This is a genomic window from Kingella pumchi (genome assembly GCF_022288825.1).
Lineage (GTDB): Bacteria > Pseudomonadota > Gammaproteobacteria > Burkholderiales > Neisseriaceae > Kingella_D > Kingella_D pumchi.
This window is the reverse complement of record NZ_JAKOOW010000026.1, coordinates 40,492-62,347: the sequence shown is the minus strand read 5'-3', so window position 1 is coordinate 62,347 and position 21,856 is coordinate 40,492. Positions and strand designations below refer to the sequence as shown.

The 21,856-nt window shown below is 60.3% G+C and carries 23 protein-coding genes; 10 read left to right on the top strand and 13 right to left on the bottom strand.

All coding sequences use genetic code 11. From position 1 onward, the window contains the following. Positions 1-48: 48 nt before the first annotated feature. From rpiA to MB824_RS07760, 4 genes are all read right to left on the bottom strand, one after another. The gene (gene rpiA / locus MB824_RS07775) at positions 49-717 is read right to left on the bottom strand and encodes a ribose-5-phosphate isomerase RpiA (protein WP_238747826.1); all 669 of its coding nucleotides are present in this window, start codon (positions 715-717) and stop codon (positions 49-51) included. Positions 718-824: 107 nt separating this feature from the next. Then, positions 825-2,057 (bottom strand): sugar transferase, encoded by a 1,233-nt coding sequence (locus MB824_RS07770; RefSeq protein ID WP_238747824.1) that lies wholly within the window; start codon positions 2,055-2,057, stop codon positions 825-827. Beyond that, positions 2,054-2,863: a glycosyltransferase family 2 protein gene (locus tag MB824_RS07765; protein WP_238747822.1), complete on the bottom strand. Its 810-nt coding sequence runs from the start codon at positions 2,861-2,863 to the stop codon at positions 2,054-2,056. The genes MB824_RS07770 and MB824_RS07765 overlap by 4 nt, the downstream gene beginning before the upstream one ends. Before the next feature lie 106 nt (positions 2,864-2,969). Beyond that, positions 2,970-3,806, bottom strand: coding sequence for a beta-1,6-N-acetylglucosaminyltransferase (locus MB824_RS07760; protein ID WP_238747820.1), 837 nt, complete (start codon positions 3,804-3,806; stop codon positions 2,970-2,972). 265 nt (positions 3,807-4,071) lie between these two features. Here MB824_RS07760 and ubiB point away from each other — a divergent pair, with 265 nt between their 5' ends. The 4 genes from ubiB to MB824_RS07740 all read left to right on the top strand — a co-directional run bounded on the left by ubiB (position 4,072) and on the right by MB824_RS07740 (position 7,914). Continuing rightward, complete coding sequence (gene ubiB, locus MB824_RS07755) at positions 4,072-5,583, top strand: ubiquinone biosynthesis regulatory protein kinase UbiB (RefSeq protein WP_238747818.1); 1,512 nt, start codon at positions 4,072-4,074, stop codon at positions 5,581-5,583. Positions 5,584-5,859: 276 nt separating this feature from the next. Then, positions 5,860-6,750 carry an energy transducer TonB gene (locus MB824_RS07750; RefSeq protein ID WP_238747817.1) on the top strand — a complete coding sequence of 297 codons (891 nt, stop codon included), beginning with the start codon at positions 5,860-5,862 and terminating at the stop codon, positions 6,748-6,750. Positions 6,751-6,800: 50 nt separating this feature from the next. Then, a complete protein-coding gene (locus MB824_RS07745; protein WP_238747815.1) occupies positions 6,801-7,466 on the top strand; it encodes a MotA/TolQ/ExbB proton channel family protein in 666 nt (221 codons plus the stop codon). 4 nt (positions 7,467-7,470) lie between these two features. Continuing rightward, positions 7,471-7,914 carry an ExbD/TolR family protein gene (locus tag MB824_RS07740; RefSeq protein WP_238747813.1) on the top strand — a complete coding sequence of 148 codons (444 nt, stop codon included), beginning with the start codon at positions 7,471-7,473 and terminating at the stop codon, positions 7,912-7,914. A gap of 145 nt (positions 7,915-8,059) precedes the next feature. Here the strand turns inward: MB824_RS07740 and purM are convergent, their stop codons facing one another. From purM to MB824_RS07720, 4 genes are all read right to left on the bottom strand, one after another. Further along, the gene (gene purM / locus MB824_RS07735) at positions 8,060-9,094 is read right to left on the bottom strand and encodes a phosphoribosylformylglycinamidine cyclo-ligase (RefSeq protein WP_238747811.1); all 1,035 of its coding nucleotides are present in this window, start codon (positions 9,092-9,094) and stop codon (positions 8,060-8,062) included. 134 nt (positions 9,095-9,228) lie between these two features. Continuing rightward, a complete protein-coding gene (locus MB824_RS07730; RefSeq protein WP_238747809.1) occupies positions 9,229-10,158 on the bottom strand; it encodes a TIGR01777 family oxidoreductase in 930 nt (309 codons plus the stop codon). A gap of 94 nt (positions 10,159-10,252) precedes the next feature. Beyond that, positions 10,253-11,206 (bottom strand): tRNA dihydrouridine synthase, encoded by a 954-nt coding sequence (locus tag MB824_RS07725; RefSeq protein WP_238747807.1) that lies wholly within the window; start codon positions 11,204-11,206, stop codon positions 10,253-10,255. Between the two features lie 87 nt (positions 11,207-11,293). Further along, complete coding sequence (locus MB824_RS07720) at positions 11,294-12,211, bottom strand: flavin prenyltransferase UbiX (protein WP_328516370.1); 918 nt, start codon at positions 12,209-12,211, stop codon at positions 11,294-11,296. 227 nt (positions 12,212-12,438) lie between these two features. Between MB824_RS07720 and MB824_RS07715 the strand changes: the two genes are divergently transcribed. The 4 genes from MB824_RS07715 to kdsA are packed head-to-tail and all read left to right on the top strand — an operon-like array spanning position 12,439 to position 14,897. Next, a complete protein-coding gene (locus tag MB824_RS07715; protein ID WP_238747805.1) occupies positions 12,439-12,984 on the top strand; it encodes a YqgE/AlgH family protein in 546 nt (181 codons plus the stop codon). Continuing rightward, a complete protein-coding gene (gene ruvX, locus MB824_RS07710) occupies positions 12,977-13,462 on the top strand; it encodes a Holliday junction resolvase RuvX (RefSeq protein WP_238747803.1) in 486 nt (161 codons plus the stop codon). Before MB824_RS07715 ends, ruvX begins: the two co-directional genes overlap by 8 nt. 46 nt (positions 13,463-13,508) lie before the next feature. Further along, on the top strand, positions 13,509-13,997 hold the full coding sequence (locus MB824_RS07705) for a DUF2726 domain-containing protein (RefSeq protein WP_238747801.1): 489 nt from the start codon (positions 13,509-13,511) through the stop codon (positions 13,995-13,997). Between the two features lie 60 nt (positions 13,998-14,057). Next, the gene (gene kdsA, locus MB824_RS07700; protein WP_238747799.1) at positions 14,058-14,897 is read left to right on the top strand and encodes a 3-deoxy-8-phosphooctulonate synthase; all 840 of its coding nucleotides are present in this window, start codon (positions 14,058-14,060) and stop codon (positions 14,895-14,897) included. A gap of 80 nt (positions 14,898-14,977) precedes the next feature. On the opposite strand, the gene MB824_RS07695 is transcribed toward kdsA, so the two are convergent. Beyond that, on the bottom strand, positions 14,978-15,646 hold the full coding sequence (locus MB824_RS07695; RefSeq protein ID WP_238747797.1) for a YcxB family protein: 669 nt from the start codon (positions 15,644-15,646) through the stop codon (positions 14,978-14,980). Positions 15,647-15,931: 285 nt separating this feature from the next. Between MB824_RS07695 and lolA the strand changes: the two genes are divergently transcribed. Both lolA and MB824_RS07685 read left to right on the top strand, forming a co-directional pair. Beyond that, complete coding sequence (gene lolA / locus MB824_RS07690; protein ID WP_238747794.1) at positions 15,932-16,546, top strand: outer membrane lipoprotein chaperone LolA; 615 nt, start codon at positions 15,932-15,934, stop codon at positions 16,544-16,546. Between the two features lie 144 nt (positions 16,547-16,690). Continuing rightward, positions 16,691-17,263: a beta-class carbonic anhydrase gene (locus tag MB824_RS07685; RefSeq protein ID WP_238747792.1), complete on the top strand. Its 573-nt coding sequence runs from the start codon at positions 16,691-16,693 to the stop codon at positions 17,261-17,263. A 488-nt stretch (positions 17,264-17,751) separates the two neighbouring features. Here the strand turns inward: MB824_RS07685 and MB824_RS07680 are convergent, their stop codons facing one another. From MB824_RS07680 to MB824_RS07665, 4 genes are all read right to left on the bottom strand, one after another. Continuing rightward, positions 17,752-18,711, bottom strand: coding sequence for a DUF58 domain-containing protein (locus MB824_RS07680; protein ID WP_238747790.1), 960 nt, complete (start codon positions 18,709-18,711; stop codon positions 17,752-17,754). Further along, positions 18,698-19,603: an AAA family ATPase gene (locus MB824_RS07675; protein ID WP_238747788.1), complete on the bottom strand. Its 906-nt coding sequence runs from the start codon at positions 19,601-19,603 to the stop codon at positions 18,698-18,700. Before MB824_RS07675 ends, MB824_RS07680 begins: the two co-directional genes overlap by 14 nt. Before the next feature lie 110 nt (positions 19,604-19,713). Next, a complete protein-coding gene (locus MB824_RS07670) occupies positions 19,714-20,643 on the bottom strand; it encodes a DUF2167 domain-containing protein (protein WP_238747786.1) in 930 nt (309 codons plus the stop codon). 157 nt (positions 20,644-20,800) lie between these two features. After that, positions 20,801-21,841, bottom strand: a complete 1,041-nt coding sequence (locus MB824_RS07665) for a zinc-dependent alcohol dehydrogenase family protein (RefSeq protein ID WP_238747784.1) — start codon at positions 21,839-21,841, stop codon at positions 20,801-20,803. Positions 21,842-21,856: the final 15 nt, after the last annotated feature.

Here is a 21,856-nt window from a genome sequence, read left to right as displayed (position 1 = left end):
TTGCGCTTTCAGGCTGCCTGCGGCGGATGAAACAAGAACAAACGGCGCTCAAACCTGCGCTTTGAGCACTTCGACACCGCTCGCACGCGCCAGCACCAAAAGATCGGCCGGGCGGTGGGCAAACAGGCCGTTGTCGATCACGCCGGTGATGCGGTTGATTTCGTCTTCCATGCTCAAAGGCTGCGACAGATCCAGCCCTTCGACATCGACAATCTCATTGCCGCCGGCGCTGCGAAAGCCGATGCGCAATTCCGGCCGGCCGCCGAGTTTCACCAGCTGGCGCGACACCATCGAACGCGCCAGCGGCACCACTTCCACCGGCAGCGGGAAACGCCCCAGGCGGGAGACGTATTTGCTCTCGTCGGCAATGCAGATAAAGCGGTCGGCGGCATTGGCAACGATTTTCTCGCGCACATGGGCGCCGCCGCCGCCTTTGATCATCTGCAGCAGGTGGTTGACTTCGTCGGCGCCGTCCACATACACCGCCAGCCGCATCACGTCGTTGAGATGGATTTCGGGAATGCCGTACAGCGACATCAGCTCGGAGCTGCGCGGAGAAGTCGATACCGCGCCTTTCACTTTCTTACCGCTCTGCCCCAGCGCTTCGATAAAGAAATCGACGGTGCTGCCGGTGCCGATGCCGATGTATTCGTTTTCCGGCACGAACTCCACCGCCTTAAGGGCGGCTTCGCGTTTGAGTTGGTCCTGTCTGCTCATAATGGCTCCTTTGCCTGGGAATAAAGGGGAAAACGGGCTTTCAGGCTGCCTTGGCGCAACAGGCGGCAGCACTCAGCACAATAAAAGGGAACCTGCGCGGCAGGCGGTTAGCGCGCGCCGAAGCCGGTAACGATGGTGTGCAGGGTTTTAAACAGTATCAGCACGTCCAGCGAAAAGGAAAAGTGCTTGATGTAGTAAAAATCGTGCTCGATTTTAATCTGGGTTTCGTCTTCGTTGCCGGCGTAGCCCTGGGTAACCTGCGCCCAGCCGGAAAGGCCGGGTTTGACGATGTGGCGGTAGCTGTAAAACGGAATGCTGCGCTCGAACGCATCGACAAAGTATTTCTGCTCGGGGCGCGGGCCGATCAGGCTCATGTCGCCCTTGAGAATATTGAAAAACTGCGGCAGCTCGTCCAGGCGGGTTTTGCGGATAAAGCGGCCGACGCGGGTCACCCGCGCATCGCCTTCCTGCGCCAAACGGGCGCCGTCTTTTTCCGAATCGGCGCACATGCTGCGGAATTTGTAGATTTTAAACTCGCGCCCGCCCTGGCCGACGCGGTTTTGGGTAAACAGCGCGCCGCCGGGGCTCTCCAGCCGGATCGCCAGCGCGGTGGCGGCCATCAGCGGCAGCGTCAGCGGCAGGCTGAAAAGCACCAGCAGAATGTCGATTACCCGCTTGACCAGCATATAGCCCGGCGAGGGCAGCAACGATCCCAAGTCGTTTTCATACAGATGGCGGATTTTCACCCGGCCGGTCAGCGATTCTTCCACCTGGCGGATGTTGTACACCGCAATCCCCTGCAGCGTGCAGGTGGCGATGAATTTCTGCCAGTCGCCGCCCAGCTGCGAGCTGTGCAGATCGGCCACCACCGCGCGCACCGCCTGCTGCGGCAGCACCGGCTCATCCAACCGCAGCCAGCGCGCATGGGGAATGGTGGCGGCTTCGGCGGCGCGGCCGGTGGGGATATAGGCCATCAGCGGTTCGCGCCGCGAGCGCAGCAGAAAGTCGAGATAGAAAAACACGCCGGTGATGATGGCGTTAAACAGCACGAAGCTGTTGGAAAAGGTAACGAAAAACAGCGCAAACAGCGCAAATACGCCGCTGTAGGCGATGCCCACCGTCGGCAGGATGTGCAGCCAGGTCTGGCGGCCGGGAAAGGCAATCAGCTTGTTTACCGACACCGTGGCCAGCGTATAGGCCAGCGCCACCAGCACCATGCTGTTGATCACTTTCGGATTGAGCGGGTCGATGTCTTTCTGCCACAGATACAGGGCGGCGGTGGCGGCAATCAATATCAGGCCGCTGGCAAAGCGCAAAAAAACCGAAGGGGCGTGTTTCATGGTCGGCGGGTCAGGGAATAAAGGCGGGCAAGCACGGCAGGCGGCAGCAGGCGCGGCAGCGCGCGCGCGGCGAAGCAGTATAGCGCAGGCAGCGGGCGCTGGATACGCAGGGAGCGCTTAAGGCGATAGAGCCGCCATTCGCTCGCCGCATAGGCGCGGCCGCGGCGGCGGCGCAGCATCGCCGCACCGGTACGCGCCAGCACCAGCGTTTCCGGCAGATTGGCGGCACGGGCGCCTGCCGCCAGCATCCGCAGCCACAGATTGTAGTCTTCCATATACAGATGGTGGCGGTAGCCGCCGGCATCGAGCACCGCCTGCTTGCGGTAAGCAACGGTCATGTGGTTGAAGGGATTGCGCCGGCGGGCGAAGCGGCGGATGGCATCGTTATCGCAGGGCACACGGCGGGCGGCATGCGGCGTGGTGGGATCGGCGTCGAACTCGGCAATCTGCGTGCCGACGATATCGGTATCAGGATGGGTCTGCAGATAGGCAGCCTGAAAAGCGAAACGCTCGGGCAGGCAGATGTCGTCGCCGTCCATGCGGAACACCCAGTCGTGCGAGCAATGCGCCAGCCCTTCGTTTAGCGCCCGCCCCAGGCCGACGTTTTCCGCCAGGCGCACGATTTTCAGCGGCAAGGCAGCCTGAAAACTGTCGGCCACCGCTTCGAGCTGCGGCGTCAGCGGGCCGTCATAAACCAGCACCACTTCGTCGGCCGCCAGCGTTTGCGCGCACAGGCTTTGCAGGCACTGGCGCAGAAACTCGGGCTGCTCGCGGCGGTAAATCGACATCAAAACGGAAAATTTCATGGCTTACTGGCAGTCAGTCAAAACGGGATAAAACACTTTTCAGGCTGCCTGCGCATTCAGGCAGCCTGAAAAACAGTCTGTTTGCAGCACACAACGGCAAGGCTTTTCAGGCTGCCTGTGCAGCCGTTTGTTCGCGCCAAAAGGCCAGCGCGGTTTCGTCGTCGGCCTTGCGGGCAAACCAGCTGCCCGTTGCCGCCGCCTGGCGCAGCTGCGGCACATCGAGCAGCGCCGGATGGTTGCCGCTGCCGGTAAAGCGGATGTAGCGGTGGTTGTCGCGGATATGGTTCAGCTGCGATTGCAAAGCCGGAGCGGCGGCGAGATATTGGAAAAAATGCTCGTCCGGGCACAGCTTGCGGCGGAAAAAATCCTGCGCCCCATCGTCGGCCGCTGTCAGCAGCATCTGCGCGGCGGCACGGCCGGCGGAAAACCACTGGCTGCCGGCTGCCGCCGGCTCATGGCAGGGCAGCAGCCTGTCGGCAGCCTGAAAATATTTGGTCAGGATTTTGCCGCGCAGGCTGCGCTGCCATGTGCGGTCGGCATGCGGCGTATCAAAACGCACGCGGTAGTTCAGGCGCCGGCTGGGCGCGCTCTCCAGCAGCAGGGTTTCAGGCGGCAAAGCCGCGCATTGGGTGGCCAGCTCTTGCAGTTTCACCAGCAGCACGCAGTTGCCGCTGAGCAGGTGGAACCACTCGTTGCCGCTCTCGGCCAGCGCGCAGCGCAGCAGCTCCAGTGTTGCCGCCACCATGCTGAAACCCGCCCAGCGCACGTCGATGCGCCTGTCGGTAAAGCGCACATTGCTGCAGTCTGCCGCTAACTCACGGGCTTCAGTCCAATCGGCTTTGGCATCGTAATGCAGGTAAAAACGGCTCTCGGGCGCAGACTGCGCCAGCCGCAGCCAATAGCGCGGCGGACGGTGGCAGAGTATCAAAAAGGCGTGGCTCATCGGCTGGCAAAGGGTTTTCAGGCTGCCGCACGGCCGGCGGCAAAGCCGCGCATTATATAGCGAAGCGCCGCAACGGGCAGCGCGAAAATACCAAGCGGTATCGGCAGCGGCAGCCAAGCAGCGCAAACGGCGGCAGCGGGCAAAATCCGGCATTGCTTGCTTAGCGGGCAAACGGCGCCGCCCGCGCCCCTGTCCGATTCAGGCTGCCTGCACGACCGCTTCGCTATATAATCGCGCCTTTGTTTCTGCTGCGGCACGGTGTGTTATGAAATGGTTTTCCCGCTTTACCGTTATCGGTAAGACTTTCTACCGCTACGGCCTTTCCGACCTGGTGGCCGGCTTGGTGCGCGCCGGCTGGCTGCGCCGGCTGCTGCTGGCTTTGCCCAAGTCCAAACGCTTTGCCGCCGAGCCGATGCCGGTGCGGCTGCGGCTGGCGCTAGAGAGTCTGGGGCCGATTTTCGTCAAGCTGGGGCAGGTGCTCTCCACCCGCCCCGACCTGCTGCCGCCGGCCTATGCGCAGGAATTGGCCAAGCTGCAGGACAAAGTCCCGCCCTTTGCCGCCGAAGTGTCGCGCCGCCAGATTGAAACTTCGTTGGGACGTCCGCTGGCGGAAATCTATGCCCGCTTCGACGACACGCCGGTGGCCAGCGCCTCGGTGGCGCAGGTGCACCGCGCCGAGCTGTTTGACGGCCAAAGCGTGGCGGTAAAAGTGCTGCGGCCGAATCTGAAGCCGGTAATCGAGCAGGATTTGGCGCTGATGCGGCTGGCGGCGGGCTTTGTCGAGCGTTTTTTTGCCGACGGCAAACGCCTGCGCCCGCGCGAAGTGGTCGCCGAGTTCGACAAATACCTGCACGACGAACTCGACCTGATGCGCGAAGCGGCAAATGCCAGCCAGCTTGGCCGCAACTTCGCCGGCAGCGAGATGCTGGTGGTGCCGAAAGTGTATTTCGACTACTGCAGCCGCGAAGTGATGACCATGCAGTGGATGGAAGGCACACCGGTATCCGATATCGGCAGCCTGAAAGCGCAGGGCGTTGATTTGAAAAAGCTGGCGCGCTACGGCGTGGAGATTTTCTTCACCCAGGTTTTCCGCGACGGCTTTTTCCACGCCGACATGCATCCGGGCAATATTCTGGTCAAAGCCGACGGCCGCTATGTGGCGCTGGATTTCGGCATCGTCGGCAGCCTTACCGATTTTGACAAACGCTATCTGGCCATCAATTTTCTGGCTTTTTTCAACCGCGACTACCACCGCGTCGCCACCGCCCACATCGAATCGGGCTGGGTACCGCCACAGACCCGTGCCGAAGAGCTCGAAGCCGCCGTACGCGCGGTGTGCGAGCCTTTTTTCAACAAACCGCTGTCGCAGATTTCCTTTGGTTTGGTGCTGATGCGCCTGTTTGAAACCAGCCGCCGCTTTCATGTGGAAATCCAGCCGCAGCTGGTACTGCTGCAAAAAACCCTGCTCAATATCGAAGGCCTGGGGCGCCAGCTCGATCCCGATTTGGATCTGTGGGCAACCGCCAAACCGTTTTTGGTGCGCTGGATGAACCGCCAGGTCGGCCCGAGGGCACTGCTGCGCAACCTGAAAAACGAAGCGCCGGACTGGGCGGAAATCCTGCCTTCGCTGCCGCGCAAAATCAACGCGCTGGTCGATGAAGCGCGGCAGAAAGAAATGCGCAACGCCTATGTCCACCTGATCAAAAGCCAGCAGCGGCAAAACTTCTGGCTGGCGGTGATCGCGCTGATTCTGTTTCTGATGCTGCTGTGGAAATAGGCAATCTCAGGCAGTCTGAAAACCACGCGCCGACACCCCAAAAAACCGCCGGCTCGCCGCAGCGAGCCAAAAATAATTGCAATTAAATGTAATGATTTGCAAAGAAGCAATGCGAAAACAGCAAATTTATGATTGCAAACAGGAATGGTTTCTATTAGTATGGCTGCCATGAAGCTCAAAAGATACTCTCAGCCCGAGCCGGAATACGGCACGGCCATTGTCGTTTTTGTCGTGGTTACGTCGGTTCACGTAGCGCTTTTTTTTGGTCTGTACTTTTTGCACCAAGAACCCGAACCGGTAACCGTCGACAACATGACTTTTGTCGATCTGGGCACGCCCGATGGCGACGACAAACCGGCAGCGGAAGGCGCACCAGCGCCTTTGGATGCCGGCGAACCGCCGCCCCCTCCCCCACCTCCGCCCGAAGAACCCAAGCCCGAGCCGCCCAAACCCAAGCCCGAGCCCAAGCCGGTCGAAAAGCCGAAAATCAAGGCCGTGGAAAAGGACAACGCCAAAGCGGACTTAAGGCAGCCTGAAAAACGGAAAGAGCCACCGAAAAAACCCGAGCCCAAGCCCGAGCCGAAGCCGGAACCCAAACCCGAGCCGAAACCCGAACCCAAGCCTGAGCCCAAACCGCAGCCCAAACCGGCCGAGCAGCCCAAGCCCAGCCAGAATACTGCGGCCAACTCTACCGGCAGCAACGCCAACAGCACTTCGCAAAGCGCTGGCGGCGCAGCCGGCCCCCACCGCTCGGCCAACGGCGTTCCCGGTGGCGGCGGCGGAACCGACCCGAACAGCAAAGTCCCGGGTAACGGCACCGGCGGCCAAGTCGGCGGCACCGGCAAAGGCGCCAAAGGCGACGGCGACAAACAAAGCGGCCGCTCCGGCGGCGGCAGCATTGTCGATGGCGGCTACATCGGCCTGCCCAACCCGCCTTATCCGTCGATGTCGCAAGACGAAGGCGAAGAAGGCACGGTCAAGCTGGAAGTGATCGTTGAAGCCAACGGCAGCGTTTCTTCAGCCAGAGTAACCAAAAGCAGCGGTCACAAACGCTTGGACAATGCCGCCCTGAACGCAGCGAAAAAAGCCCGCTACGCCCCCAAACAGGTGGACGGCTCTCCGGTACGCACCAAGTTCAAAACCTCCTTCGACTTCAGAATCAGCTGAAGCCGCGTTTTACGAACCCTTTTCAACTCTACCAATAGAAGGCAAACATTATGAATTTAGCACTCGTTTTCCAAAGCGGCGATCCGGTACTGATCGGCGTATTCGTGATTATGATCGCGATGAGCATCATCTCCTGGGTGGTCATCCTGATGCAGGTCATCAAACGCATCAGCACCAAAAGCGCCAACCGTACCGCTTCCGAAGCCATTTGGTCGTCCGACAGCATTGCCAGCGCCGAATCCCAGGCCAAGAAAAACGATGCGCCGGTCAGCGAGCTGACCCTGGCCGCCATTGATGCCAACCGCAGCTTCAATGCCGCGCAAAACACCATGCTCTCGGCCAGCCTGCCGAAAAACGAGTTTCTCGAGCGTGAAATCCGCCACAGCATCACCCAGATTATGGGTCGCTACGACAACGGCATGACTGCACTGGCTTCCATCGGCGCCACCGCCCCCTTCGTCGGCCTGCTCGGTACCGTATGGGGCATCTACCACGCCCTGATCAACATCGGCGAGAGCGGCCAGATGAGCATCGCCGCCGTGGCCGGCCCCATCGGCGAAGCGCTGGTTTCCACCGCCATCGGCCTGTTTGCCGCGATTCCCGCCGTACTCGCTTTCAACGCCTTTACCCGCAGCAACAAAAAACTCTCCCGCGAACTGCACAACTTCGGCCACGATTTGCATGTGCAGCTGATCAACCAACCCGGCAAGGAGTAAGGCTATGGCTTTCAATATGAGCGACGGCGACGAAGGCGCGCCGATGGCGGAAATCAACGTTACGCCGCTGGTGGACGTAATGTTGGTGCTGCTGATTGTGTTTATGATCACCATGCCGGTGCTGACGCACTCCATCCCGCTCGAGCTGCCCACCACCTCGCGCGCCAAGGAAGAGAAGCCCAAGCAAGACACCAAACCGGTGATCATCAGCGTCGATAAAGACGGCGGCTATTATGTCGGTGCCGATTCGGCCAACCGCGTTGATTTGGATACCGTCAAAACCAAGCTCGCCGAGCTGGCCAAGGCCGATCCCGATGTCGTCGTCGGCATCTCCGCCGATAAAAGCGTTGCTTACGACAACGTTCTGCAGGTGCTCGATGCCGCCCGCGAAGCCAAGCTGAGCAAAATCGGCTTTGTTACCCAAGACGAACAGGAAGAAAAGAAATAAACCTTCCGCCGTAAAAAGCAGCCTGAAAATGGTAAAACCGTTTTCAGGCTGCTTTTTTATTCCCCACCTGATCCGTAAAGCAAAACAAACGGCACCGCTGCCATTTGCCGCGGTGCCGCTTTGCTTTGCGTTTTTCAGGCTGCTTTTACGCGATGTGGGTTTGATGCTCGTCGCCTTGGCGCTCGCGGATTTCGCCCAAACGGTACACGGTTTCGCCCTGTTGGCGCAGGAAATCGGCCAGCACTTCGGCCTTATCGTGGGCGGCGACGACAATCATGCCGATGCCGCAGTTGAAGGTGCGGTACATTTCGGCGGCGGCGATATTGCCTTCTTTCTGCAGCCATTGGAAGAGCTTGGGCATTTCCCACGATTTGGCATCGACATGGGCGGTGCAGTTTTGCGGCAGCACGCGCGGCAGGTTTTCGCTGATGCCGCCGCCGGTAATGTGCGCCATTCCCTTGATTTCAAATTCCTTCATCGCCGCCAGCAGCGGTTTGGCATACAGGCGGGTGGGCGCGATAACGGTTTGGCGCAGGGTTTTGCCACCGTCAAACTCGGCGTCCAGGTCGGGCTGGGCGCGGTCGATGATTTTGCGGATCAGCGAGTAGCCGTTGGAATGGGCGCCGTTGGAAGCCAGCCCGAGCAGCACATCGCCCGCACGGATGTTTTGGCCGCTGATGATGCGCTCTTTTTCCACCACGCCGACGGCAAAACCCGCCAAATCATACTCACCCTCGGGATACATGCCCGGCATTTCCGCGGTTTCGCCGCCGATCAGGGCGCAGCCGGATTGTTCGCAGCCTTGCGCGATGCCTTTGATCACGGCGGTGGCGCGATCGACATCTAATTTGCCGCAGGCAAAATAATCCAGGAAAAACAGCGGCTCGGCGCCCTGCACCAGAATATCGTTCACGCTCATCGCCACCAGATCGATGCCGACGGTATCGTGCAGATCCCAGTCAAAAGCGAGTTTGAGCTTGGTGCCGACGCCGTCGGTGCCGGACACCAGCACCGGATTGCGGTAGTTTTTGCCGATTTCCACCAGCGCGCCGAAGCCGCCCAGGCCGCCGAGCACTTCGGGGCGCAGTGTGCGCTTGGCAAAGGGTTTGATGTTTTCGACCAGACGGTCGCCGGCGTCGATGTCCACACCGGCGTCGCGGTAGCTCAGGGAAGCGTTCATGGCTGTCTTTCAAAAAAGTGAAGGAAAAAAACGAGCGGCATTTTACCCGATTTCGCCGGCGCGCTGGAGTGCGGGCAGCCTGAAAAACACCAAAGCAGCCTGAAAAGCTTTGTTCCGTTTTCAGGCTGCCTGGGTCAGCGCGCAGGCCGGCGCAGCAAATCCGCCAAAGCAGCCTGAATATCGACAAAACGGAAAGCAAAGCCCAGCCGCCGCAGCGCCTGCGGTTCGGCAAACTGGCCGTCGAGCACCAAATCGGCCTGCTCGCCCAAAGCCAGCCGCATCAGGCCTTGCGGCACGGCAAACAGCAGCGGGCGGCGCAGGATTTTCGCTGCGGCGCGGGCAAAATCCAGCTGGGTGGTGGCCGCCGGCGCGGTCAGATTAAACGCCTGCCAGCCCGCCAAGTTCTGCGCCGCCAGAAAACGCAGTGCTAAAGAAAGGTCGTCCAAATGAATCCACGGCAGCGCTTGGCGGCCGCTGCCGATGCGGCCGATGCAGAAAGACACCGGTTTTAACAGCTGCGGCAAAATGCCGCCACCCTGCCCCAGCACCACGCCGAAACGGCAAACCGCCACCGGCACGCCGCTGGTTTCGTGCATCTGCTGCGACAGTGCTTCCCACTGCCGGCACAAATCGGAAACGAAAACATCCTGCGGCGGCGCGTTTTCATCGCACGGCGGCCAGCCTGCCGCCGAGCCGTTGCCGTAATAACCGACCGCCGAAGCCTGAATCACCAGCTTGGGCGGCTGCGGGCAGCGCTGCAGCCAGTCGGCCAGCGCCTGCGTCGGCTGCAGGCGGCTCTCAAGCAGCTCCCGCTTGCGCTCTGGCGTCCAGTGTCCTTCACCCACCGAAGCCCCGGCCAGATTGATCACCAGCTCGGGGCGGATGCTGTCGTACAGATGGCGGAGCGACGACACATATTCAAACTGCCCGCCCGCCGCCTGCCGCGCACGGTTCGGGCTGCGGCTGACGATAATCACGCGCCACTTTTCGGCCGCCAGATCGGCAGCCAGGCGGCGGCCGATAAAACCGCTGCCACCGATAATCAAAACGCAGGGACGGGACATAACTTTCCTTCAATCAAACAGACCGCCTGTTCAGGCAGCCTGAAAACTTTGGCAGCCTGAAAACTTGGCAGCCTGAAAACGGGCTGCACCGTTTTCAGGCTGCAATGGCGGCGCGCACTTCGGCATGGGTTTTCAGCGGGCGCACGATGGCAAACAGCGCTTCCGCTTCGGGATAGGCCTGGCGCATCATGCCCAGCCATTGTTTTAAGCGCGCCGAAGCGTAGCGGCCTTCGCCTTCTTTGGCTTCGCACAGGGCGAAAAACTGACGGATCCAGCCGCGGATTTCGCTGTCGAAACCGGCTTCACCGACAGGTTCGCCAGTTTCGTGGCGTTTTATTTGGCGCGCCAGATCGGGACGGATGACGGCACCGCGGCCGAGCATAACGATGTCGCAACCGCTTTGCTCGCGGATGGCCAGATAGTCGGCAAGGGTGAAAACGTCGCCGTTGGCGGCCACGGGGATGGCGATGTGCTCGCGGATGCGTTTGAGCCACGACCAGTCGGCGGGCGGGTTGTAACCCTGCGCTTTGGTGCGGGCGTGGACGGTCAGCAGCGCGGCGCCGCCTTCGGCTACGGCCTGGGCGTTTTCCAGCGCCAGCGCAGTGTCGTCGTAGCCCAGTCGCATTTTGGCGCTGAGCACGACGTGCGCCGGCAGCCGCTCACGCAGGGTGCGGACGATGCGGTGCACCTGCTGCGGCGTTTTCAGCAGCACGGCGCCGCCCTGGTGCTTATTGACGGTGGGGGCGGGGCAGCCGAAATTGACGTCGATGCGCTCGGCGCCGAAGCGCACGGCTTCCAGCGCGTTGGCGGCCATCATGTTTTCGTCGCTGCCCAGTATCTGCACGGTGCAGGGCGTGCCGGCGGCGGTGCGGTTGCCGCTGGCGATTTCGGGAACGTGCCTAAGCCAGGTGGGGCGGGAATGGACGGTGTGGGTGATGCGCACGAATTCGCTCACGCATTCGTCGTAGCCGCCGATGCGGGTCAGCAAATCGCGCATTACGGGGTCGCACAGCCCCTGCATCGGTGCCAGAATCAGTTTGCAGCTCATATCAGGAAAATAAAAAAGGCAAGGGCAAAGGCAGCCTGAAAACGGGAAAACCGCTTTCAGGCTGCCTTATTTAGGGGAAAACGGGCTTTATGCGCCCCATTTGGGCGTGAGATTGTGGGGAATCAGCAGTTGGTCGAGAATGCGGCCGACCACGAAATCCACCATGTCTTCCACGCTTTGCGGTTTGGTGTAGAAGCCGGGAGACGGCGGCAGCACGGTGCAGCCGTAATTGGCGAGTTTCAGCAGGTTTTCCAGATGCAGCGCGGAAAACGGCGCTTCGCGCGGCACCAACACCAGCGGGCGTTTTTCTTTGATGCAGACATCGGCGGCACGCTCGAGCAGGGTGTCGGCGGTGCCGCAGGCGATGGCGGCAACGGTACCCATGCTGGCGGGGCAGACCACCATCGCATCGGCCACGCTGTTGCCCGAAGCAATCGGGGCGAACCACTCGTATTTGCCGAATACCTGCAGCTGCTCCGGCGCAACGTTAAAGTGCTTGCACAGCAGTTTTTGCGCTTCCGCCGGCGATGAAGGCAGATCAAAGTCCATTTCCTGCTGCGCCACCATCTGCGCAGCCTGCGAATACACCAGATACACGGTTTTGCCGGCCTGCAGCAGGCATTCGAGCAGGCGGATGCCGTAGGGCATGCCCGAAGCGCCGGTAAAGGCCAGGGTAACGGTTTCCACGCCCAGCGAAGCGGCGGCACCGGCTTCTACTGCAACGGCTGCCGGTTTGGCCGCGCGCGTTTTGCGGCGGCCGCCGGCAGCGGCGCTGTGGTCCTGATCCATCCAGCCGGCGGGTTTGCCCATGGCTTCTTCCAAGCGCTGCGCCACGCGTTTGCCGATCTGCATGGTGGTGCCGTTGGCCTTTTCGCGCTGGGCGTGAACCTGATAAAGATAGGCCGGTTTGTTGTAACCGGCGCGGCGCGACAGCTCGATAATGCTGCCGGCTTCTTTAATCAGCAGTTCGAAATTGGCCAGACGGTTTGCTTTAACATTTGCCATGGTTGGATACTCCTATATGGATAACAATCAGAACATACGAATTTGCTGTCCGGTATTATACATAAATCTGCTAATCCGTGCAGAAATGCCGTTTCAGGCTGCTTTTGCGGATAGAGTTTTACTGCCAAAGCGCGGCGCGGTACGGCCGCCGTTTGACATCCGACGCTTGCAAAAGCGCGCCGCCAGCCCCATTATCGCGGCCAAACGTTTGAAACACACGACACGATATGAATCTGAGCAACCATTTTCTGATCGCCATGCCCTCGCTCGACGACCCGATGTTCGAAGGCAGCCTGGTCTATCTTTGCGAGCACAACAGCGAAGGCGCCACCGGCGTGATTGTGAACAAGCCCTCGCCCATCAATATGGAAGTCGTGTTCGCCGCCACCGGCAAAGCCACGCCGCCGCGTTTTCGCAGCGAATACGTGATGGTCGGCGGGCCGGTGCAGACCGAGCGCGGTTTTGTGCTGCACACGCCGGCCGGTCATTGGCAAAGCAGCCTGAAAGTAAACGACCATCTGGCGCTGACCACCTCGCGCGACATCATCGAAAATATGGACGGCGACGCCGTCCAAGACGTGCTGCTGACCATCGGCTGCTCCTTGTGGACGGGCGGCCAGCTTGAGCGCGAGCTGGCAAAAAACTCCTGGCTCACCGTGGCTGCCGACGAAGACATCCTGTTCAAACTCCCCGCCCACAAACGCTACGACGCCGCGCTCTCCAAACTCGGCATCCGCAGCGAAATGCTCAGCGGAGCCGTCGGCCATGCATAAGGCGCCCGCGCAAGGCTGCTGCCTGGCCTTTGATTTCGGCGAAAGCCGCATCGGCGTGGCGCAGGGCGAGTGCGCTTTGGCCATCGCCCACCCGCTGGCCACTGTCAGCGGCCGCAGCAATGAAGAAAAATTCGCCGCCATCGCCAAACTGGTAGCCGAATGGCAGCCGGTCTGCCTTCTGGTCGGCCTGCCGGTTTACACCGACGGCGGCGAGCACCGCATGACCGAACTGGCACGCAAATTCGGCCGCCGCCTGCACCGCCGCTTCGCTCTGCCGGTGTATTGGGCGGACGAGCGGCTCTCGTCGCTGCATGCCGAAGCGTTGCTCTCCGAAGCTCAGGTATACGGCAAAAAGCGCAAAGCCGTGCTCGACCAAGTGGCCGCGCAGGCGATTTTGGAAAGTTTTTTCCACAGCGGCGCCGCCGAGTATTACCACGGCGACGCTGCCGACAGCCCGCAGGACGCGCCATGCCCCTAAACCCCGCCCCGCTTTGCAGGCAGCCTGAAAGCCGCCGGAGCCGCCGATGATTTTCGCCTATGTGATCGCCGCCGTTTGCGCGGCGCTTTTGTGGTGGTTTTGGCGGCGGCGCAAGCGCAATCCTTTCGAAGGCAATGGAAAACTGCCCTACAGCCGCCGGCCGCTGATGACCGACAGCGAGATGGACGCCTACGCCCTGCTGCTCGACGCCCTGCCCGACTATATGGTTTTTCCGCAGGTGCAGGTCTCGCGCGTGCTCGAAGTGCCGAAAAACAAAGAAACCTATTACTGGTTCAACTTCATCAGCCGCCTGAGCTACGATTTCGTCATCTGCCGCACCGACGGCACGCCGCTGGCCGCCATCGAAATCGACGACGCCAGCCACGAGCTGCCCGAGCGCCAGGAAGCCGACCACCGCAAAAACCGCGCCACCGCAGCCGCCGGCGTTGCCATTTTGCGCTGGCCGGTCGGCCGCCTGCCCGGCAGCGTGCACATCCGCCGCCAAATCCGTAAAATCGACCGTCAGGCAGCCTGAAAAGCGTTTTTCCGGCTTTCAGGCTGCCTTATTTTTGCCTTTTACTCAGAAAGACCCGTCATGATTTCCATCGACTCCATCACCGTTGCCAACGAGCGCCCCATCACCCTGTTTGGCGGCATCAACGTGCTCGAAGACCTTGATTCCACCCTGCGCGCCTGCGCCCATTATGTGCGCGTTACCGAAAAACTCGGCATTCCCTTCGTTTTCAAAGCCTCTTTTGACAAAGCCAACCGCTCGTCTGTGCATTCCTATCGCGGAGTGGGGCTGGACGAAGGCATGAAGATTTTTGCCGCCGTCAAACGCGAATTCGGCGTGCCGGTGCTGACCGACGTACACGAGCCCCACCAATGCGCTCCCGTGGCCGAAGTGTGCGACGTGCTGCAGCTGCCCGCCTTTCTCGCCCGCCAAACCGACCTGGTGCGGGCGATGGCCGCCACCGGCCGCGTGATCAACGTGAAAAAACCGCAGTTTCTCAGCCCGCAGCAGATGGGCAATATCGTTGAAAAATTCAAAGAAGCGGGCAACGGCCAAGTGATGCTGTGCGAGCGCGGCAGCCAGTTCGGCTACGACAATCTGGTGGTCGATATGCTCGGCTTCGGCGTGATGAAACGCAGCTGCCCCGGCACGCCGCTGATTTTCGACGTAACCCACGCCCTGCAGCAGCGCGATGCCGGCAGCGCCGCATCCGGCGGCCGCCGCGCCCAGGCGCTCGAACTCGCCCTTGCCGGCACAGCCACCGGCCTGGCCGGCCTGTTTCTCGAAAGCCACGAGAACCCCGACCAGGCCCGTTGCGACGGCCCCAGCGCCCTGCCGCTGTGCCTGTTGGAAGACTTTCTCGTGCGCGTTAAAGCGGTGGACGACACCGTCAAATCCTTCGCCCCGCTGGAGATTGCTTAAACGGCCAAAGGCAGCCTGAAAGCGAAAAAGCAGCCTGAAAAGTGTTTAAAACTTTTCAGGCTGCCTTGTATTTGGGGGTTTTAGCCGTTTTCAGGCTGCTTTTGCGCTGCGGCCGCTTCCTTAAACGCCTGCGCCTGGCGGTAAAAAGCATCGGCCGCTGCGACATCGGCAAAGCATTCGGCGGGAACGAAATAGGCGGTGTGGCGGCTGATATAAAACAGCAAGCATTCGCCATCGCGGATTATCCGCAGCACCGCCGGCCAGCGGTAAAACAGCCGCACATCGCTGCCGACGGTATGCAGCAGGCCGTCGGCGCCGATTTCCAGCGAAAACTGTTTGCCCTCAAGCGAATCAAACAGCGATGCGATATGCTTGCGCCAGCTCCAGTTCATATAGAAAGAGACAAACAGCACCAGCGCCGCCATCCAATACATCAGGCCGGCCACATGGCTGCGGGCAGCCGCGGCGCCGCTGATCAGGCCGTCCCAATCTTCTGCGGTCTGCCCGCTTTCGTCGCACAGCGCTTCGCAAACGTCTTCTCCAACGCTCCCCAGATAGTCCAAAGCCGCCTGCCAGTTGTGGAAAAAACCGTAATACAGCACCAGCAGCAGCGCTGTCACCAGCAGGGAAACGGCAAGCCGGCGGCGTTTGTCGCGCTTGGGTATATAGGCGCACATGCGCCGGGTCAGGCGCGCACGCTCGCGCTCGCTAACGCTGTAAACGATTTTCAGGCTGCCTGTTTCTTGCATATCCGTTTTCCCGATGGCTGAAAAACGGGCAATATACCCCAAGCAGCGGCAGCCTGAAACCGGTTTGAACGGCTGCAAACGGCCGCCGAATGCGTTTTCAGGCTGCCTTTGGGGTTTAAATTTTAGTTAAAAATCCGCGCTTTTTCAGCGGAAAAACAGCAAATTGCCGCAGCATCCGGCCTTTACACAGCGCGGCGGCGTGTTTCAGGCTGCCTGAAATGTTAAGATGCGCGCCGTTTGTGGCCGGCAGGCGCCGGCCGTTTGTTCCGCAACCGGAGAGACGCTATGAAACCCATCTGGAAAACCGTTCTGGCCGCCGCCGTGCTGGCCGCTTCTGCCGCCGCCCAGGCCGGTGCGGTGGACGCGCTGAAGAAATTCAATGCAGATACCGACGGCATCAGCGGCAGCTTCAGCCAAACCGTCAAATCGAAAAAGAAAACGCAAAGCAGCTCGGGCAGCTTCCAAATCCTGCGCCCCGGCCTGTTCAAATGGACCTACAACAAGCCTTACGAGCAGGTAATCGTGGGCGACGGCAAAACCATCTGGCTCTACGACACCGAATTGAAGCAGGTAACCAAGTCCGGCCAGGACCAGACCATTGGCGACAGCCCGGCGGCGATTTTGTCGAACAAAGACGCGCTCGAGAGCAGCTACACGCTCAAGGAAGACGGCAGCAGCAACGGCATCGACTATGTGCTGGCCACGCCCAAGCGCAACAACGCCGGCTACCAGTTTATCCGCATCGGCTTTAAGGGCGACGTTTTGAGCGCGATGGAGCTGAAAGACAGCTTCGGCAACCAAACCACCATCCGCTTTGGCGGCATCAACACCAAGCCCAGCCTCTCACGCGGCCATTTCAAATTCACCCCGCCCAAAGGCGTGGACGTGCTGAGCCAGTAAGCGCGCCCCGCCCCCAGGCAGCCTGAAAACGCCCGCCGGCTTTTCAGGCTGCTTTAACGTTTGCCGCGCGGGGTATTTTCGGGCGGCGCAAGGGCTGCCGTTTCGCTATAATCGCGGCCGCACAAACTTCAAGGAAACACACAGATGTCGCAACTGGAACAAATCCTCGCCCACAACGAAGAATTTGTGGAGTCCGGCGCCTACGCCGAATTTTTTACCGATAAATTTCCCGACCGCCGGCTGGCGATTCTTTCGTGCATGGACACCCGCATGATCAAGCTGCTGCCGGCCGCGCTCGGTCTGAAAAACGGCGATGCCAAGCTGATTAAAAACGCCGGCGCGGTGGTCAGCCACCCGTGGGGTTCGGTGATGCGCTCGCTGCTGGTGGCGGTGCTGGAATTGCACGTTGAAGAGATTATGGTCGTCGCCCATCACGACTGCGGCATGCGCGGCATGAACCCGCAGGACTTTCTCGAACAGGCGCGCGCCGCCGGCATTCCCGAAGACCGCATTACCACCCTGCGCCACGCCGGCATCCATCTGGATACCTGGCTGACCGGTTTTGACAACGTGGAAGACAGCGTGCGCCACACCGTCAAACAAATCCGCTGCCATCCGCTGATGCCCGCCTCGGTGCAGGTGCACGGCCTGGTCATCCACCCGACCACCGGCAAGCTGACGGTGGTGGACAGCGGCTCGTGCAGCTGCGGCCGCTGAATACGCAAATCCGGCGGCAACAAAAGGCAGCCTGAAAGGTTTTCAGGCTGCCTTTGCGTTGTAGCTTGGGTCGCGCCCCAACATATCTTTTGGCATCGGAGAAGTTGGGTTTAACCACCCAACTTACGCTTGCTTTCAGGCTGCTTGGAACAAAGCAGCCTGAAAAATACCCGATTGGATAGGATGGTTTGGGAGTAGGTCGAATGCTCGAATCCGATGTTTCCCCGAAGGGAAATCTGCGTTGTTTCAGCTTGCCTGCCTATTTGCAATCTTGTCGGATACAAGTATCTGACCTACGCGCCTGCTGTTCATTCAAAGCAGCCTGAAAGCCGATGCAAAAGGCTTTCAGGCTGCTTTGAATACGGAAAAGGCAGCCTGAAAGCAGACCTTGCCGTTATTTCCGCAAACAAAAAAGGCAGCCTGAAAACTTTTCAGGCTGCCTTTTGCCATAACGACAGCTGTTTTCTCTGGCTATCCTTTCAGGCTGCCTACATCAGCGCCAGCGCGCTTAAGGCTTTTTCGCGCTGGCCGTTTTGCGGCGGCAGGCTTTGCGCGGGCAATTCGAGCAGATAGGGGCTGCCGCTGCGTTCGGCTTCGAGCACGCGGTGGGCAAGCAGCGATGCCAGGCGGTCGCGCTGGGTGGCGGCGGGGTAGTCGCGGTAGGAAATGGTGCGGCTGACGGGCACCGGCGGCGCCTGGTCGAAAACTTTGTCGAGCATTTCGCCGCGCTTGGCGTATTGCTTCCAGGCAACGTGCTGCAGCGAAGCGCCGTTTTGATGGGGCTTGAGATAGGCCAAATCTTCACCGTTCAAACCGGCGCGATCGGGCGGTTGCTCGGGATCGCTGCCGCTGCCGGCATGGTCAAGGCTGTGCGCCAGCGGCGCGGGATAGACCAGCGCGTCGGTCTGCCATTCGAGCAGGCATTCGGCGTAAAACAAACCGAAAGGCGCGCTGGTGGCCAGGGTGAAACACAGCGGCTCGGGAAAGGGGCCGCGGCGCACCACTTTAATCGGCCAGGGCAGCCTGAAATCGGCATTATCAGCGGTTTCGCAGCGCTGCCACAGCTTATCGGCGGCGGTATCGTCTTCTTCTTCGTCCGGCCGTGTTTCGGCATGAAACCAAAACAGCCGCGGCCGTTTGCCGCCGCTGATGCTGAGACTGACTTCGGCGGTGTCGCCGGCAAACACTTCGCCGCGGTAAACGGCGCCGATGCGCAGGCCGAGCAGCTGGCGCAGGGTCATCAGCGCGGAAACGGCGGTAAAGCCGGCAATCCAAAAACACACGGCATAGGCGAGATTGACCTGGTAATTGACCGCCGCCACCCACACCGCAAAAGCCAAAACCGCCAGCGTCAGACACAAACGGGTCGGGCGCAGGCGGATGTGGCGGCGCGCCAGCAGCGCTTCGCTGTCAAAACGCAGGGACGCGGCCGGCTCAAACGGCGACATGGGCGACAATCTCGTTGAGAACGTCGGCGCTGTCGCGCTGGTTTAGGGTTTGCAGGCGGTGGTTGGCCACCGGCACCCACACCGCTTTAAGGTCTTCCGGCAGCACAAAGTCGCGCCCTTCGAGAAAGGCCCAGGCTTTGGCAGCCGCAAGCAGCGACAAGCCGGCACGGGGGCTGAGACCGGTTACGAACAGCCCCGGGCGGCGGGTGGCGGCCACCAGCCGGTAAACATAGGCGGCTACGGCATCGGAAACGGTCAAACCGCGCACCTGCTGCTGCCATTGCGCCAGCTGCTGCGGCGTGGCCACCGCCTGCAGCTGCGCGGCGGCATGGCGGCGCCCGCCCTGGCGGTAAAGCGCTTTTTCCGCTTCTTCGGCGGGATAACCCATGCTCAGACGCATCATAAAGCGGTCGAGCTGGCTTTCAGGCAGCGGGAAAGTGCCAAGCTGCTCGCTGGGGTTTTGGGTGGCGACGACCAGAAACGGCTGCGGCAGACGATAGGTTTTGCCGTCCACCGACACCTGCCGCTCTTCCATCGCTTCGAGCAGCGCCGACTGCACTTTGGGCGAAGCGCGGTTGATTTCGTCGGCCAGCACAAACTGGTTGAACACCGGCCCGGGATGGAATTTGAACGCGCCCTCGGCAGGCATAAACACGTTTACGCCGAGCAGATCGGCCGGCAGCATGTCGTTGGTGAACTGCACGCGCTGGTAGCGCAGGCCGAGTACCGCCGCCAAAGAGCCGGCCAGCGTGGTTTTTCCCACCCCGGGCACGTCTTCAAGCAAGACGTGGCCGTCGGCAAGAATGCTGGCGACGAGCTGTTTGAGTACCGGCGCTTTGCCGAGAATCACGCTGTTGAGCTGTTTGAAAACCGGCTCGAAAATCGGGTTCATCCAAAACTCCGTAACAAGGGAGAAAACAGTTTTCAGGCAGCCTGAAAAAGCGGTGGCGAAACCAAACGGCAGCGCCCTGCCCTTTTTTCAGGCTGCCTGAAGCGGGAAAATCAGCCGCGGCGGCGGCCGAGCCAGGATTTGATCGCGCCGCCGACGGCCACGGCGCCGATAATCAGGAATTTGCCGGCTTTGGCGAGAAAGGCGCCGATCACCGCCAGCAGACCGAGTTTTTTCGCCGCCACGCCGCCCACCAGCGCGGCCAGGCCGTATTCGGCGACCTTGTCGGTGGCGGCGTTGTAGTCGGCATAGCGCTCGCCCTGGTTGAATTCGATGTCGGCCAGAAGCTGCTGCGCCACCGGTTTGTATTTGGCGATGTCTTTGCTGTCGGTAACCAGGGTCAGATTGATGTAGCCTTTGCGGCCGAGCGCGTAGGTGTTGTAGTTTACCGCGGGGTTGTCATCAGCTTTGCCTTTTTCATGGACGTCGATCGACCAAATCAGGCGGTGTGTGGCGGCATCATAGTGCGGCTGCTCGATCCAGCCGTGGGTTTCGATTTCGGCAATGCCCTTGGCCTTGCGTACTTTGTTCTGCTCTTCGTTGCCTTCTTTGAGCGCTTCGAGCATATGGGCGGTATCCCAGTCTTTGGCATCGTCGTCCTTGATGTAGCCCGAATCGACGTAGTTCAGATCGACCAACCAATCCTCATCATCCTGCTCGGGTAACACCAAACCGTAGCGGTTGGGGTTTTCGCTGTTTCCCCCCATCTGCATCAGCAGGTTGGCATCGTCCCGGCCGATAAATACCATGCCTTTGGGCAGCTTCAGCTTGCCCTGCATGCCCAAATCAATCACTTTGGGCCCGGACTGCGCCCTCTGCTGGATGTCGTTTAATAATTGTTCTTTTGCGCTGTCGGCGCTGCTGTCAGACGCTGCAGTCGGAGTTTCAGCAGGGGCTTTTTTAGCGGCAAACGCCGGCGGCGCGGCTACGACGGCCAGCGCCAATGCGGTGCACAAAACGGATAATCGGAAGCGTAAGGACATTATTTTACCTATGTTAATTTTATTAAAGGCGGCATTGTAAAAAGGACGCTCCATGCTGTAAAGCATGGCGCTGCGGCCGCTTTGATAATGTTGCAAACACGCTTCAGGCAGCCTGAAAACTTTTCAGGCTGCCTGATGTTTTACCTAGAGCAGGAATTTAGTCGTTGACCAGCACCACTTTCATCGCCTGGTTTTCCGAAGCGTGTTTGAACACGTCGTAGGCTTTTTCCAATTCGGACAGTTTGAAATGGTGGGTCAGCATTTTGGTGTAGTCCACCGAGCTGGTGGCCACGGCTTTGAGCAGCATTTCGGTGGTGTTGCTGTTGACCAGGCCGGTGGTGATGGCCAGGTTTTTGATCCACAGTTTTTCCAGTTTGAAATCGACCGGCTTGCCGTGCACGCCGACCACGGCAATATGGCCGCCGGGTTTGACGATGTCTTGGCACATATCCCAAGTGGCGGGAATGCCGACCGCTTCAATCGCGCAATCGACGCCGTCTTCGCCGACGATGGCGAAAATCTGCCGGGAAATGTCGCCCGACGCGGGATTGATGGTGTGAGTGGCGCCCAGTTCTTTCGCCAGTTTCAGGCGGTTTTCGTCCATATCGCAGACGATAATCGTGGCGGGGCTGTAAAGCTGCGCGGTCAGCAGGGCGGACATGCCCACAGGGCCGGCGCCGGCGATAAATACGGTGTCACCCGGTTTGACGTCTCCGCTCTGCACGCCGATTTCGTGGGCGGTGGGCAAGATGTCGGACAGCAGCAGGGCGATTTCGTCGTCCACGGCGGCAGGCAGCGGGATCAGGCTGTTGTCGGCATAGGGCGTGCGCACATATTCGGCCTGCGTGCCGTCGATCATATAGCCGAGTATCCAGCCGCCGTTGCGGCAGTGGGAATAGAGCTGGGTTTTGCAGTAGTCGCAGGTGCAGCATTTGCTGACGCAGGAGATGATGACTTTATCGCCGACTTTGATGTTTTTCACCGCCGAGCCGACTTCTTCAACGATGCCGACGCCTTCATGCCCCAAAATGCGCCCGTCGGCCACTTCGGGGTTTTTGCCTTTCCAGATGCCTAAGTCGGTGCCGCAGATGGTGGTTTTGACGATTTTCACTACTGCGTCGGTGGGGTCAATGATTTGCGGTTTGGGTTTTTCTTCCAAACGGATGTCGTTGGCGCCGTGATAAACCATTGCTTTCATCGTATTCTCTCCTTC